This window comes from Klebsiella sp. MBT K-1 (assembly GCF_002556465.1).
Lineage (GTDB): Bacteria > Pseudomonadota > Gammaproteobacteria > Enterobacterales > Enterobacteriaceae > Klebsiella > Klebsiella grimontii.
In genome coordinates this window covers 51053-66107 of record NZ_PDEL01000006.1, presented here as the reverse complement: position 1 = coordinate 66107, position 15055 = coordinate 51053, and the positions used below count along the sequence as shown (strand labels likewise).

At 52.9% G+C, this 15055-nt stretch carries 12 protein-coding genes and 2 pseudogenes; 10 read left to right on the top strand and 4 right to left on the bottom strand.

The genetic code is table 11. The features are described 5' to 3' along the window. Window positions 1-6: 6 nt before the first annotated feature. Together CMQ96_RS10120 and CMQ96_RS10115 are read right to left on the bottom strand one after the other, a co-directional pair. Window positions 7-1245: an MFS transporter gene (locus CMQ96_RS10120; protein WP_024359626.1), complete on the bottom strand. Its 1239-nt coding sequence runs from the start codon at window positions 1243-1245 to the stop codon at window positions 7-9. Between the two features lie 94 nt (window positions 1246-1339). Next, a complete protein-coding gene (locus tag CMQ96_RS10115; protein ID WP_098066730.1) occupies window positions 1340-2428 on the bottom strand; it encodes a 4-oxalomesaconate tautomerase in 1089 nt (362 codons plus the stop codon). 158 nt (window positions 2429-2586) lie between these two features. Here CMQ96_RS10115 and CMQ96_RS10110 point away from each other — a divergent pair, with 158 nt between their 5' ends. Together CMQ96_RS10110 and CMQ96_RS10105 are read left to right on the top strand one after the other, a co-directional pair. Next, on the top strand, window positions 2587-3513 hold the full coding sequence (locus tag CMQ96_RS10110; protein WP_004131117.1) for a LysR family transcriptional regulator: 927 nt from the start codon (window positions 2587-2589) through the stop codon (window positions 3511-3513). Window positions 3514-3909: 396 nt separating this feature from the next. Beyond that, window positions 3910-4734: a transporter substrate-binding domain-containing protein gene (locus CMQ96_RS10105; RefSeq protein WP_049090215.1), complete on the top strand. Its 825-nt coding sequence runs from the start codon at window positions 3910-3912 to the stop codon at window positions 4732-4734. A 4-nt stretch (window positions 4735-4738) separates the two neighbouring features. On the opposite strand, the gene CMQ96_RS10100 is transcribed toward CMQ96_RS10105, so the two are convergent. Next, the gene (locus CMQ96_RS10100) at window positions 4739-6148 is read right to left on the bottom strand and encodes an MmgE/PrpD family protein (protein ID WP_024359629.1); all 1410 of its coding nucleotides are present in this window, start codon (window positions 6146-6148) and stop codon (window positions 4739-4741) included. A gap of 142 nt (window positions 6149-6290) precedes the next feature. On the opposite strand from CMQ96_RS10100, the gene CMQ96_RS10095 reads away from it, so the two are divergent. From CMQ96_RS10095 to CMQ96_RS10075, 5 genes are all read left to right on the top strand, one after another. Next, on the top strand, window positions 6291-6962 hold the full coding sequence (locus tag CMQ96_RS10095; RefSeq protein ID WP_004871474.1) for an amino acid ABC transporter permease: 672 nt from the start codon (window positions 6291-6293) through the stop codon (window positions 6960-6962). A 13-nt stretch (window positions 6963-6975) separates the two neighbouring features. Further along, on the top strand, window positions 6976-7641 hold the full coding sequence (locus CMQ96_RS10090) for an amino acid ABC transporter permease (RefSeq protein WP_004871476.1): 666 nt from the start codon (window positions 6976-6978) through the stop codon (window positions 7639-7641). A 16-nt stretch (window positions 7642-7657) separates the two neighbouring features. Next, window positions 7658-8437: an amino acid ABC transporter ATP-binding protein gene (locus CMQ96_RS10085; protein WP_098066728.1), complete on the top strand. Its 780-nt coding sequence runs from the start codon at window positions 7658-7660 to the stop codon at window positions 8435-8437. Between the two features lie 15 nt (window positions 8438-8452). Further along, complete coding sequence (locus tag CMQ96_RS10080) at window positions 8453-9418, top strand: aminotransferase class IV (protein ID WP_098066726.1); 966 nt, start codon at window positions 8453-8455, stop codon at window positions 9416-9418. 434 nt (window positions 9419-9852) lie between these two features. Beyond that, complete coding sequence (locus CMQ96_RS10075; RefSeq protein WP_004871483.1) at window positions 9853-10431, top strand: TetR/AcrR family transcriptional regulator; 579 nt, start codon at window positions 9853-9855, stop codon at window positions 10429-10431. On the opposite strand, the pseudogene CMQ96_RS10070 reads toward CMQ96_RS10075, so the two are convergent. Then, window positions 10407-11502, bottom strand: a pseudogene (locus tag CMQ96_RS10070) (iron-containing redox enzyme family protein). The gene CMQ96_RS10075 and the pseudogene CMQ96_RS10070 overlap by 25 nt on opposite strands. Before the next feature lie 213 nt (window positions 11503-11715). Here CMQ96_RS10070 and CMQ96_RS10065 point away from each other — a divergent pair. The 3 genes and pseudogenes from CMQ96_RS10065 to CMQ96_RS10055 all read left to right on the top strand — a co-directional run bounded on the left by CMQ96_RS10065 (window position 11716) and on the right by CMQ96_RS10055 (window position 15006). Next, window positions 11716-12639, top strand: a complete 924-nt coding sequence (locus tag CMQ96_RS10065) for a DMT family transporter (protein ID WP_098066724.1) — start codon at window positions 11716-11718, stop codon at window positions 12637-12639. A gap of 24 nt (window positions 12640-12663) precedes the next feature. After that, on the top strand, window positions 12664-13803 hold the full coding sequence (locus CMQ96_RS10060; protein WP_049085432.1) for an MFS transporter: 1140 nt from the start codon (window positions 12664-12666) through the stop codon (window positions 13801-13803). Beyond that, a pseudogene (locus CMQ96_RS10055) lies at window positions 13776-15006 on the top strand (aminotransferase class I/II-fold pyridoxal phosphate-dependent enzyme). Before CMQ96_RS10060 ends, CMQ96_RS10055 begins: the two are co-directional and overlap by 28 nt. Window positions 15007-15055 lie beyond the last annotated feature (49 nt).

Below are 15055 nucleotides of genomic sequence, written 5' to 3'. Positions count from 1 at the left end.
AAGGATTTAAGACTCAACCGGAACCATGGCTTTTGTTTCGCTGGAAGACAAATACGTTGCGACCACCGCGCCAACGGCCAGTAGCGCAATAATGAATCCCGTCATCCCCTGCCAGCCCATAGAGTGGAAAACAAAACCGTTCACGAAACCAATCACTGAGCCGCCCATGTAGTAGAAGAACAGATACAGCGCGACGGCCTGGCCACGTGCATGCGTTGCATTTTTGCTTACCCAACTTAAACCAATGGAGTGACAACCAAAGAAACAGCCGGTAAAAATAACCGCGCCAATAATAAAGGTGACGACGTTAGAGGTTAAAGTCAGCAACATTCCTAGCGCCATCATCACAAACAGCGCACGCAGGACTCTCATACTGCCGTATTTTGCGGAAAGTCGTCCCGCCTGAGGGGCGGTGAAAAAGCTTAAGGCAAAGCTAAAGGAGAGCAGGCCCGCATTCGCCGGAGAAATATGAAACGGTTCGCCTTTCAGGAAGAAAGCCAGGTAGTTATAGAGAGAGGTAAATACCCCAAAAATGATAAAGCTAATCACAAAAGCTAACGCCAGTTTTTTATTTTTAAAGTGAGATGCTGCGCCTTTCACTACGCGAAGAACATTAAGGTTTTGCGTTGGCTTAAAGTTCTGAGACGACGGGAGTAAAAAGTTAACCAGCAAAGCAACCAAAATCAGGCTGATCGCAAAACCATAGAAAATGGTGTTTATTGAGATATGGTCGATCAGTTGGCTCGCCACAATACGCCCGGACATCCCTCCCATCGAGTTACCAAAGACGAAGTATCCAGTGACCACCCCAGCCACCACGGGCGCGACCTCCTCGCTGATATAGGCAGTTGCGGCAGCAGCGATACCGCTGAGCGCCAGACCAATAACCGCACGCAGAGCCACCAGCATCGCCCATGATTCGACCAGAGGACAGAGCATCGTCAGCAGTCCGCCAAGTAGTAGCGAAACGATAATTAATTTTTTTCTGCCGTAATGATCGGACAGCGTCCCGGTGAATAATAATCCTATAGCCAGAAGCGCCGTTTCTGCAGAGAGAATGATACTCACCTGACTAACCGGCACATCATATTCGACAGCCAGAACCGGTAACAAAGGTTGAATAAAAAACAGGGAGGCTAATTCTGCAAGGCCGGATAGCGCCAGGGCCAGGATGATCCGAATATAATTACTGACCTTGACGGGAGCAGAATTAAGCTGATTATCTTTCGTATGGGTTATAGCCATAAAATCCTCGACATTATTTTTTTAGGTACAGAGTTATGTAGCAACTACACGCTAGAGGACATCAGTATTTCACCGCATTAATGATATAAAATATTTATAATTCCTCCACTAAAACATATTCCGGGACGCAAACCGTACCTTCAAATAATTTACGGGAAGTTCTAATCACTGCGGCACGCGTTTTTTCAATATCATTTCCCTCTTTGAGTAAAGATACCGAAATTTTCCCGCTTGGATGTTCAATATTAATTATATTGGTATACGGCGTCCTGGGCTGAACGGCTACAATGTGATGGGCCACCGACCCTTCAATTATCGTGGCCGTTGCTATGCCGATAGACCCCGTAATAGCCAGAGATTTATGGCAGGTATGAGGCATAAAATAACGAACTCTGATGGTCCCGCCTGCGCCGGGTTCACTCAGCAGAACCGGTTTAGGGATCACTTTATCGGCAACATCGCCCAGCCCCATTTTCGCTCCCGCCTTACGCCGGATCGTTTCCAGCCTATTCATAAACGCGCGATCGGCATCGAGTTCGGCCGGTGATTCGTCCCCTCTTTTTCCCATCTGCTCAGCCCTAATCAGCACCATCGGCATCGCCATATCGATGCAGGTGACTTCCACATCATCAATCACATCGACGACGTTACCGGTTGGCAGCAGCTTTCCCGTCTTGCATCCGGCGGAGTTAAGGAAAGTCAGGCCAATCGGCGCGGCGCAGCCGGGAACGCCATCAATGTGCGTATCGCCTTCATAGTTGACATAAAAATTCGGCGTTTGTACTTCCGCATCAACCAGCGTACCGGTATTCAGGTTGCGAATACGCACTGTCGTCACCGGACTTTGCGCCTTAACAAGGCCTTTTTCAATCGCAAAGGGCCCTACGGCACAGAGCATGTTTCCGCAGTTGGGCGTGGTATCGACGCGACGCTCGTTGACCATCACCTGAACAAATAAATAGTCGACATCAGCATCCGGACTGTCCGAGGGGCTAACAATAGCGACTTTACTAGTTTGGGGGCTGCCGCCGCCAATACCATCAATTTCAAGTTCGTGACCCGCGCCCATTAAGCCCAGCAGCACAGCATCGCGTTCTTCAATTTTTGTCGGCAAATCACTGGCCAGAAGCACCGGGCCTTTCGAAGTACCGCCACGCATCAGTACACAAGGAATCTTTAACATTATGTTTCTCGTTTCACGCATTAATAAGAGCAATGTCAGGATTCCACAGACGAATACATAATGCTAATGCCAATAAAACCAACCATTAATACGTTTTGCGTATAAATAGCGGTTAGGGTAGTGTGTTTGCATCGCGACAAAGTCTGGAGTGAAATCTCATGCTGCACGATCTTCAAGGTATACAAGCGTTTGTTAAAATTGCAGAAATTGGATGTTTCACAAGAGCATCACATTTTCTTCACACATCCCAACCGGCATTAACGCGGCGGATTAAAAAACTTGAAGAGCAGCTGGGAGCTACGCTATTTGAACGGACAACCAGAAACATTAAACTCACGGCTGTAGGCAGAGAGTTTTTACCTAAGGCAAAGAATTTAATAGATTTTTATGAGAGCTCGATCCTGAGTATTAAAGAAATGGCCACCCATCAAAGCGGTGTCGTCACCCTGTCCTGTCTCCCCACCGCAGCGTTCTATTTCCTCCCCTCCGTCATCAGGGACTATAACAACCACTATCCCAATATCCGTATCCGAATCCTCGAGCACAGCGCCAGCGATTGCCTTGAAGCCGTCTTAAACGGTGACGCAGATTTCGGCATAAACATGATAAACATCACACATCCCAATATCGATTTCTCGCCGCTGGTCAATGAGCCTTTCGTATTAGCCTGCCGACGGGATCACGAACTGGCGCAGAAATCACTGATCTTGTGGGAAGACCTGGCCAACTTCAGGCTTATTGGCGTAAGACGTTCAAGCGGTAACCGCTCGCTGATCGATCAAGCGCTGGAGAATATGGACTGGAAGCCCAACTGGTTCTATGAAGTCAGGCATCTGTCGACGTCGCTGGGTATGGTAGAGGCAGGGCTTGGCGTGGCAGTGGTTCCCAGTCTGGCCATGCCGACCGATGAGCATCATATTCTTGTCAGCCGTCCACTCGTTGAGCCGGTTATTCGCCGCACGCTCGGTCTCGTGCTGCGCAGAGAAACGGCGCTTAGCCCTGCAGCGGAAAAGTTCAGGGAGATGCTATTACAACTCTGGTCACAGGATACAAGCAGCCCGTGGATAGGGAAATTTACCCGGTAAAGGCGTTTTTATCTTCCGCACTCTATCGCCAGACGCTGCGCAAGGGACACGGCGATATCATTTCAGGCCGGGACGCTGGTCGGGCTAATATTGCCGCGCTTTTATGAGCCTGCCAGTCAGAAGTGATATTTTTTAACGACCCCGCAAACTATGACTCCCACCAGGTCGAAATTTTTAAATTCGGCGACGGAAATAAAACACCTTAGAACAATAGCGCATTAAGTTATGAATAATATGTGCAACACGCCATGATTTAAGTAAACAGCTTAGGTATCAGTAAATAACATTCGGGCATGAGTTAAACCAAAAAATAATAATGCACTGATAACAAACTCCGTTATCGTGTTCGCGTAATACGTTATTTTTCAGAAATGACTTTCTCATCAGGGTAAAAATATGCCAAGAAAAATTCATAGATTGCTATTGTCGCTGGCGATCGCCGCCGCGCCTTTTTTCAGCCATGCCGAAGAGTCCACGTGGGATCATATTAAGCAATCGGGCGAATTGCGCATCGGAGTCGCGCAGGGGGAACCGTGGTATTTTAAAGATCCAGCCACCGGTCAGTGGAACGGCATTGGCTATAACGTAGGTAAAGTACTGGCAAAAGATTTAGGCGTAAAACTGGTGCCGGTGGAAACCACCTGGGGGAATGCGGTCGCCGCGCTGCAGGCCGGACAGATTGATACCATGCTGGTGCTGGACCCCACCGATGAACGCCGCAAAGCCGCCGACTTTTCCGACCAGCCCTTCCTCTGGTATGCGCAGGGGGTCCTGATCCGCGACGGCGTGAAGGCCGAGAGCTGGGAAGATCTTAATCGCCCGGATATTAAGATTGGCGTCACACTCGGCAGCAGCCCGGACCTGATACTGACCAAAAAATTACCCAAAGTGCAGCTGGTGCGCTTTACCAATATGGATGAAGGCGTCGCAGCCTTCTACGCCGGACGCGTCGACGCCCTCTCGTACGTTCACCCGGCGCTAGCGCTGCAGCAGGCAAAAGTGCACAAAGGCAACCTGATTCTGCCAAAACCGATTATTGCCATCAGCACCGGCGGCGCGCTGCGCAAAGAGAGCGATCCCCGCTTCCGCAACTTCCTGAATGAAGAGTTTGCCAAAATTTACCAGTCGGGACAGAGCAAACAGTTTTATGAAGACGCCCTTAAGCTACGCGGTGTGGATATCAGCAAAGTGCCCTCGGTGATTAAAGAAGAGTGGAAATGAGCGATTAATCTCCTGGCGCGGGCAGAAGCGGCGCGATTGCCGCGCCAATGTCCGCGCAGCGTTCCATATCCAGCAGAGCGTCAATCAGCCGCGCTGCCCGCGGAGCGCTGAGGCGTGATGACAGGTTGGCCACGCATTTATCAACGATCCGCTGTTCCGGCAGCGGATTTTCTGCGCACCCCGGCGGGAAGTCGATACGCTCTCCGGCGATCGTCCTTCCCTTTAGCACAATTTCCACGCGCGCGGCGGGACGGCGATGCTGCAGCATCAGCTGTTCAAAGGTCTCATCGGCGATAATTTCAACCCGGTCAGCAAAGGCAAGGAGTGGCGCCGCGCCGCGCGTCCGATCGCTGCTCCACTGATGACGCGCGATTTTAAAAGCCAGGCAGGCTATCGCCAGCGGCAGACTGAACTGCGCATCGGTATTGCTGACGGGACGCGCGTCGGCGAAAAAACGCGCCAGGGTGAAACTCCCATAGACGCGTATCCGCTCAATCGACTCTGCCGACGGAATACGCTCCAGCAGATGCTCAAACGACGCCAGCGCCGTATGCATCCAACGGCATACCGGATAGTCTTTGAAACTGGCGTGCCTGAGCTGCCAGTGCGTCGCCAGATTCTCTGTCAGCCGTTCTGGCTGAAAGCGGTCGGAGCCTGACATCCGCCAGAACCCCTGTTCGCCATCGAGTATCGCGCGCGGCCCCACTATTCCCGCGAGGTGTAGCTCCACCGCGCGTACGCCGGCCTCTGCCGCCGGCGCATTGTAATCCTTAAACGAAACCAGTGGACGCGCCTGCCAGTTGTACTTATGCAACGTGGGCAAAGGGGTTAACGAGGCGGCCAGTCCCAGGCTATTTTCCAGCCCCGCGGCATCGCAGCCGCGCAGTAAACCATACGCCACCGCCGCCCCCAGCGATTCGTGCTGGCACACGCCATACACTTGTTGAAACCTTTCAGGACTCGGCTGCTGAGAGATAATCACGCGGCTGTTGATTTCCCAGGCCGCCACCAGAGAGGTCAGCAACGCCCCGCCGCTGACCGGCCCACCCTGGCCCACCGCGGCCAGCGCCCCGGCCACCAGCGTGGCGCCGGGATGCCCCATCCCCCGCCCGGCGACTTCAAAACCATCGTCATAATCCAGCGCGTTTATCGCAGCGGCGTTAAGGAACGCGGCGCCGCTGGCGGAGAGCGGAGTTCCACCGTCAAGCGCCACGCTTCTGCCCGTCGCGTACTGGCTCCGAATAACCCGCGCGCTTTTACGCAGCACGCTGTCTTCGCCGCCGGCAATGCCGCAGCCCAGGCTATCGATAAAATGCAGAGCGATCCTGGCTTTCACCGACGCCGGTATCGCAGCCGGAGTGAGTTCGCCGGCAAAACGCGCCAGCGTAGCGGTTAAAGAATCAAAGTTTGGCATTGCTTTCTCGCGTAAATATTTATAACCAAAAGAGATAATAGCAATGGTTTTTATTATTTAATTATCACATTTCGCTACTGCTAAGATGATGTCGTTCTAAAACCATCACCATCGTTTTGCGTTTTTCAGGGGTGCCAGAACTATGTCGTATCAATGGGATTTTGCCGCCATCTGGCCATATCGCATGCTGTTGCTGGAGGGGCTGTGGGGTACCATTCAGATCGGCGTCACCAGTATTTTATTCGGCATGCTGGCCGGCATTGCGCTGGCGTTGATGAAGGCCTCGCCGCTAACGCTCTTCCGTATGCCGGCGCTGATACTGATCGGCTTTTATCGTAATACTCCCGCGATTGTCCACTTCTTCTGGATCTACTACGCTCTGCCAATCGTCAGCCCGCTGACGCTCTCGCCGTTCGCTGCCGCTGTACTGGCGCTCTCCGCCCAGTCGGCCGCGTTTTATGCCGAAGTTTACCGCGGCGGCATCCAGTCGATCGGCGCCGGACAATGGGAAGGGGCGAAGGCGTTGGGCATGTCGCGCGCCACCGCGCTCCGACGGGTTATTTTCCCTCAGGCGCTGCGCAGAATGATTCCTCCTTTCCTTGAGCGTTCTTTCGAACTGCTCAAATCCACCGCCCTTGCTTCGTCTCTGGCGTACAGCGAGCTGCTGTATCAGGCGATGCAAATCAACAGTCAGACTTACCGGCCCCTGGAAGTGTATTCGCTCATCGCGGTGATGTACTTCACCCTGCTGCTGATTATCAGCCAGGGCAGCCAGCTGCTTGAACGACGCCTTGCCGTCTCCGACACACGTTAACGAGAGAACAACCATGCATTATCAGTGGGACTTTTCCCTTGTCTGGCAAAACTTGCCGGTACTGCTGAAGGGACTGGGCGTTACGCTGGAGCTATGGCTGCTGGCGGGAATTGTCGGCACGCTGCTCGGACTTGCCGTTGGCGTCGTCCGTGCCCGCGGGCCGCGCTTTTTTTATCCCCTTACCAGCGCCTTTGTCGAGGTGTTCCGCAATACGCCGGTGCTTATCCAGCTCATCTGGTTCTACTATGCCTTTCCGGTGCTGGTGGGCATTCAGTTTTCCACTTTTGGCGCCGCCGCGCTGGCGTTAACCCTGTACACCGCCGCCTACAGCACCGAAATTTTCCGCGCCGGGCTACAGTCCATCGAACGCGGACAGTGGGAAGGGGCAAAAGCCTTAGGCATGCCGCCGGGCGTGATGCTACGGCGCATCATCCTGCCGCAGGTATTTCGCCGTATGCTGCCAGCCCTGACAAACCGCATGATTGAACTGGCGAAGGTGACCTCCCTGGCCTCGATTCTCACGGTTAATGAACTGATGTATCAGGGCAGGCTGCTAAGCAGTACCTGGTATCGCCCGGTGGAGATTTTCACCGTCGTCGCCCTGCTCTATTTTGTGCTGATCTGGCCCGGAAGTTACCTGGCGGCACGACTGGAGCGCCGCTACCGTCCACATCCTTAATTTGATGAGAAAGGCCATGTCAGAGAAAAAAGTCGTCATGCGGATACGCGCCCTGCACAAACGCTTTGGTGCGCAAAGCGTGTTACAGGGCATCGATTTAGATATCTATGCCGGTGAGAAAATCGCCATCATTGGCGGCAGCGGCTCGGGTAAGAGCACCCTGCTGCGCTGTCTGAACTTTATGGAAATACCCAGCGCTGGCACCGTAGAACTGGACGGCGTTACCCTCGGTAAAATCGACAGCCGCGGTCAGCGGCGCTATAGCGAAAAACAGCTGAGCGATGTTCGCCAGCGCGTGGGGATGGTGTTTCAGCAATTTAATCTCTTCCCGCATCTGACGGTACTGCAAAATGTCAGCGAAGCCCTGATATCGGTGAAAAAGATGCGTCGCGAAGAGGCGATGCGCATTGCCCGCGCGCAGCTGGAAAAAGTGGGGCTCGGCCATAAGCATCAGGCCTGGCCCGGCAGCCTGTCCGGCGGTCAACAGCAGCGCGTCGCGATTGCTCGCGCCCTGGCAATGACGCCAGAGATAATATTGTTCGATGAGCCCACCTCGTCCCTCGACCCTGAACTCGTGGGGGAAGTCCTGCATACCATCCGTGAACTGGCAGATGAGGGACGGACGCTGCTGCTGATCACTCATGAGCTGGGCTTTGCCTGGCATTTCGCCGATCGGGTGATTTTTATCGAAAACGGCGTGATTCATGAAATGGGCACCGCGGAAGAGGTGCTGCGCCATCCGCGCCAACCGCGCACCCAGGCCTTCCTTTCCCGTTTCGCTGAACGGGCATTTTAACCGCAAGGAAACATGATGAGTTTAGCTCTCTCCGGTCAAAGCAGTCAGGCGTACCTGCAGGATACGCGCAACGACAATGTGCAAGTGTACGTCAACGGCGAATTCGTTCATCGCGATCGCGCCACGGTTTCCGTTTTCGATTCCGGCTACGTCTGCGGCGACGGGGTCTGGGAGGGGCTGCGGCTGGTAAACGGCAAGCTGATCGCCCTTCAGGCGCATCTCGATCGCCTGTTTGCCGGGGCAGCCGCTATCCAGCTCAATATCGGCCATAGTCCTGAGGAGCTAACCGATATTATGTACAACACGCTGAAGATCAACGGTATGACGGACGGCGCCCATCTGCGGCTCATGATCACCCGCGGCAAAAAGCGCACGCCAAATCAGGACCCGCGCTTTATCCTCGGCGGCGCCACTATCGTCTGCGTGGCGGAATATAAGGTTGTTGATGAACAAGCCAAACGGCGCGGCCTTGCCCTGTTCACCTCGACCTATCGTACCAGCGCGCCGGATGTTTTCGATTTGCGTCTTAATTCCCACAGCCGCCTGAATTTGATTCAGGCGCTATTGCAGGCGCTGGATGCCGGCGCAGATGAAGCGCTGATGCTGGACCCTCATGGTTTTGTCGCCAGCTGCAATTCCACCAACTTTTTTATCATACGCCAGGGCGAGCTGTGGACCTCAAACGGCCTGTACTGCTTTAACGGTATTACCCGCCGCACGATCTTGTCACTGGCGCGCCAGCAGGGCCTCGGCGTACAGGAAAGATCCTTTACCCTTGCCGAAGCATTCACTGCGGACGAAGCTTTTGTCACCGGAACGCTGGCAGGTATTACCCCGGTAAGCAGGCTCGACGGCAGGCGCTTCGACCTCAACGAAAATCCCGTGACCCAACGCATCAGCGGCTGGTATCAGGACTATTTACAGCAGGAGGAGTCGCCGCCCGCCGACAATCGCTGGACGAAAAAAAAACCGCAGAGATAGCGCGGGTCGATTCAAGTGCAAATCCATTGACTGCAAATAACATCACAATAACCGAGCGTTATTTTATGACTTGCATCACAAAAACATCACCCCCTGTTCGGGGGGGATGCTAGCTTCTCCCCGGTATCTCTTTATCCGTCCCGAGCGCAACGTGAAGGGCATAAGGGACATGAAATAGCGACGCCTGCGCATTTCTGCTTCATGCTCAACTGAGATGGTCTGAGGATTTTTGCTTTTTTCGAGGCCGGATGTAAGAATCGACGAACGTTTTTGATGGGTCAACGCGTTCACTCATGCCGCCCACCGCAGGGGCATGGATATTGGCTATCGGGATAACATTGCGCCTGCATCGTTGCGATGCCCGCCCGCCATATCAAATGATGACTGCTATCTACCAGAGCCCCCCTGTATTACTGCATTCAACGGGAAACAGTATGAAGCCAAAACAAGCGGAAATTATCCGCCATTCTATGTCCCTGTTTAACAAAGAGGGGTATCAGTCGCCGAGTATTGACCGGATTTCGGAGAATGCGGGCATCTCCAAAATGACGTTCTACCGCTACTATCCGGATAAAGAGGCGCTCATTCTTGATATTTTACAGCAGAAAGAGTGTGATTTTATGCAGGCGCTGCAGGACATTACCGCGGATAAACCCACGGGGCGTGAAAAGCTGTTTGCCGTCTTTGAATACTACAATAACTGGTTCACCTGTGCGGATTTTCACGGCTGCATGTTCACCCGCGCCCTGTTTGAATACGGGACCTCGTCTCCCGCTATCCGGACGATATGTTCACAGTTTAAATCGCGCCTCTACCAGTTTTTCCGCGACATCCTCATCGGACTATTAAAACCAGAGCCTGCGGAACGGGTGGCGATGATGATGCTTATGCTGATTGATGGCGCGATTGCCGCCCAACAGGCCGAGTCATCGGAATGCCGGGAGATCCCTCCCGGTATAACGGCCTGGAGCGCGGCAAAAGCGCTTATTTATTCAGAGGGCGGTACTCTCTGATTCGCGGCCCGCGAGCGTGCGTAACGCCTCCAGCAGACAATCGTAATAATCGCAGCAAGTCTGAAGACGCAGCGCTGCGCCAGAGTAGACCTCTTCCAGCGCAGCCGGATTTTTATTGCCGATCGGCACGATAACGTTATTCAGCCATCCATCCGCGTGGCCGATATCAACCTCGATATGCTCTGAGTAATAATGGACGTCGCGATCCGATAGCCCAATACGGCGGCAACCTGTCACCAGCTTCTGGTACTGCGGCGGATCCAACAGTTCCGTCATCGCCATGACGCCAAGCGATTTGTAGTAATGCTGACGGTTAACGCCGCCCAACATAAACGCATTGTAGCCAGCGAGTCCCTGCCAGTCGTACAGATGGGCGAAATGATTTTCAGGCAACGCAATATCCCTTCGCTTCAGTAAATCCTTATACAGATTAACGTGCGTGATCTCCTGGCTGCCCTGGCCTATTTCATCCCAGAGATTCTGGGCAATCTCTGCGCGCGTTTCCGGCAGAGAACCGACCAGCCCCATTGCCACCAGATCGAAAAACAGCAGATTCAGCGCGCTATCGCTTTTGAAGAAATAGTCGATTTGCGTAGCGGAAGCGGAAGAAGCGAGAAAATCAAACAGAGGATGGTGCGAGGCCGGGTGTTTCTGACAGAGGTCACGAAGTTCCTCAACGATATTGCCGGCGTTAAGCGCAGGTGCCGGGAAAGCGAACCGTTTTTTTTCCACCCGAAGCCATTCTGTCTCGATGTAGCTTCTGATCCCGCAGAGCAAGGGATGGAACTGGTTTTTTGCCGCCGCCGATAGCGGCTCCGCCAGCCAAGCCTGGTACAGTTTAAACAGCGCGCCGTGGGCACGCTTTTTAGCCTGCGGGTCGTTGGCGGTAAAAGCCTTGATGCAGGTGTTTTCAGTCAGGTACCAGACTCTGTCGGCCAGTAGCGGATTAGCCGTAAGTTTTAGTGAAAGCGCGTTGCTGTGGAGAAGCTGATCAATCATGTCATCCAGAGAGAGCCTGGCCATTGCGGAATGCGGTTCGTTCCCGGTGAAACCATTTTCTGTCTTACGCATCGATTTATCCCTGTATAAAGCATGGTATAGATACGTTATCGTACAGATATATATGCTGCAATCAGATTTTTTGCACATGCGTAACAAAGTTTTAATTATTTGTTTTTTAAATAAAAAATAGCAAAAACCCAAAATAACAATAAAATTTAATTGATATATTAAAAAAAATAAAGTTACCATTTAGTACAGTTCGAAGCGATGCAAGGAATCAGCATGCCTTACCTGTTACTCACGCTGGCGGCCCTGTTTTGGGGAGGGAATTATGTCGTAGGGCATATTCTCGTTCAGGGCGCGGACCCGATCCTGATGACCGAAGCGAGATGGGCGTTGACCGCGATACTGTTGGTATTGCTCTATCAGCGGCAAATCCGCGACAGTCGGCTGCTGTTTCGCCAAAATGCGCCAACGCTGCTGATCTTAACGCTGTGCGGGCAGGTAAGTTTTCCCTTAACTCTCTATATTGGCCTGCAGTCGACTTCGGCGCTGAACGCAGCGATTTACATGTCTGCGACCCCCTGCATGGTGCTTATTATTAATCGGCTGATTTTCCGTGACCGGGTGTCGGCGCGTAACTGGTGGGGAGTGCTCTTTAGCACCGCAGGCGTCCTGCTGCTGCTTCTGCACGGCAACCTGACCAGCGCAGAGGGGCTAAAAGGCTTCAGCCAGGGAGATCTGTGGGCAATGGGGTCCGCACTAAGCTGGGCGGTATATTGCTCTCTGTTACGTAACAAAGATCGTCGTATCCCCGCCAACGCTTTCGTCGCCGTCAGTTCGCTTCTCGGCGCCCTTATTCTGCTTCCGGTGGTGATTTTCTGGCTGTGGCGGCACCCCGCTACCTCATTCGCTTCGTACCACGATATCTCTTTCCTGACCGGACTGGCGTACCTGGTTATTTTCCCCTCGTGGCTGGCCTACTTATTCTGGAATAAAGGCATCGCGGCCATTGGCGCCACTCGCGGGGAAATTTATACCCATATTATTCCGCTGTCTGGCGGCATATTAAGCATTCTGTTTTTACACACCCAGCCGCACCTCTATCACTTACTGAGCACGCTGCTAATTTTGACCGGGATCGCGATTTGTTCACTCGCTAAAAAAAACAGCGGCGCATTAATTAATAATAACGCCACATTGTAATCCATATTAACCGAAGAGTTTAACATGCTCAGGATATACTTATACCTTATTCTCGCCGCATCGGTTTCCGCGCTGGCAACAGATATGATCGTGCCGGCGCTGCCCCTGTTACAAAAAGCGTTCCACAGCGATTATTCATCTATTCAGTTAACCATTAGCGGTTTTCTGGTGATCTACGCCTGTAGCCAATTATTATCAGGGTTTATCGGCGAAAAACTGGGTAAATTACGCGTGCTGACGGCCAGCTTTTTGCTTTTCCTGGCAGGGAGCCTCCTCTGTTTTATTTCCGATAGTTTATCAATGCTGTTGGCCGGTAGGGCATTACAGGCCGTGGGCGCCGGGGCAGGACCGGTTCTGTCTAAAGCCATCGCCAAAGAGACTTTTTCTCCTCTGACGCTCAAGCGCGCCCTTTCCGATATTTCTTCCGCCAGCGCGGTGGTTCCGCTTATTGCACCGCTGGCCGGCGCCGCGATCCTCGGCCATTTGAGCTGGAACCATATCTTCCTCGTTATGGCCCTGTTTAGCGTCGTTACCCTCCTGCTGTCTCCGCGCCGCCTTGGGCATCGCGATAGCGCTGCGGCGCCCTCTTCTTCCGGGTTTATCACGCCGGCATTTATCCAGGGAACACTTCTGGTTTCACTGATCCTGAGTTCGCTGTTTTGCTATATCTCGCTGTCGCCAGCCATTTTTATGCAGCAGCTTGGGCTGAGCACAATGCACTACTCACTGCTGTTTTCCGCTTCCGTTTTATTTTTTATTATTGGCAATCAGTTCTCAAAATTTGAGCGCATAAATAATCCCTGGATTTTGTTTATCATGAATGCGCTGGCGGTCTCTCCATTTATTATCGGTTGCCACTCACTCATATTATGCATCGCTGGATCGATGATTTTTAATTTCAGCCTTGGCGCCTATTACCCGACCGCCAACTTTATCGCACTGCAAATCAAAGGTACTAAAACCGGTATTGCGGCATCAGTCACCGGTTTTATTCAAACAGTCTGCGCCGGCGCCATCAGCTATTTCGCTGTAAAACTCACGGATACCGGCCTGGGGTTTGACAGAACCCTCGGCACGAGCACGTTAACGCTGGCAATTTTATCTCTTCTGGTAGTCACGACAATGAAGGTAACGCAATGGAAAACTGGCAAAAAAGGAAAATAGATAGATCGCTAAAATATCAAACCAGGGTGTTCTCTGAACATATTAATGAACTGGTGGTAGCCAAAAGGGATGGCAAGGTCATTACCCTCGACGATGGCAGAAAAATGGTGGAATTTGTCTCATGTTCCTATCTTGGGCTGGAGACTCATCCGACGCTGAAAAAAGCGGTTATCGACGCGATTGAGCGTTTTGGCGTGCAGGTTTCCGTCGCCAGAACGCGGGTAAAAGTCGATCTGTTCCCGCAGCTGGAAGCGCGACTGAACCAAATCATGCATGGAGCTCATACCCTGACGTTTAACGCGGTGACGCCCTGCCATATCGCGGTATTACCGCTGCTGGCGTCCGGAACGCTGCCGCATTTTACGTTCAGTAAAAAACCCCTATTTTATTATGGAGAAGACCGCCCACGCGACGCTGCAAATCAACCGTGGTCTTTTACAGCAGTTCGGGGACGTCGTCAGAATTGATTTCCAGGATACGGCGCGGATCGAAGAGGCCTTTCGCTATGCCGCCAGCCAGGGACTGACGCCGATCTCGGTATCAGACAGCGTAGGCTCCATGGGCGGAGTCGCCCCGGTCGCGCAGATTGTCCGCCTGGCGCATCAGTATGACGGCTACGCATATATAGACGATGCGCATGGCACCTCTATCTACGGCGACTACGGTTCGGGATATGTGATGGCATGCCTCGGCCATCGGCTTGACGAGCGTATTATTATCGCCGGATCGCTGTCTAAAGCATTTGGCTCGCACGGCGGATTTATCGCCTGTCACGCCGCAGAGACCATCAATTTTATTAAGACCTACGGCACAACCTACGCCTTTGGCGGACCGCCGTCATTACCAGGGATTGCCGCCTGCGTAGCCGCCGCCGACCTCCACCTGGACGGCACCGTCGCCGCCCGCCAGGAGAAGCTACAGAATGTTATTCGCTATTTTGACGAAGTTTTCGGCAAGACCGAAATCGTTAACCGGGGCACCACGATGCCGATTCGGGGGATCCTGATTGGTAACGAAGATCTCGCCATCACGATGTGCAAAAAGCTGCACGATCGCGGCTTCGCGACGACCGTGGCGATGTATCCGACCGTTGAAGAAGGGCACGCCATTTTGCGCTGCGCGTTGTCTGCTCTCCACGAGAGCGGGCAAATCGACGACTTCTATCGAAACTTCAGAGAGTCACTGGCTGAAGCCACGAGATAAATAGCTGCTGCCGGCCTGCTTCGTCAGGCCGCTTACGGACACTCATTCA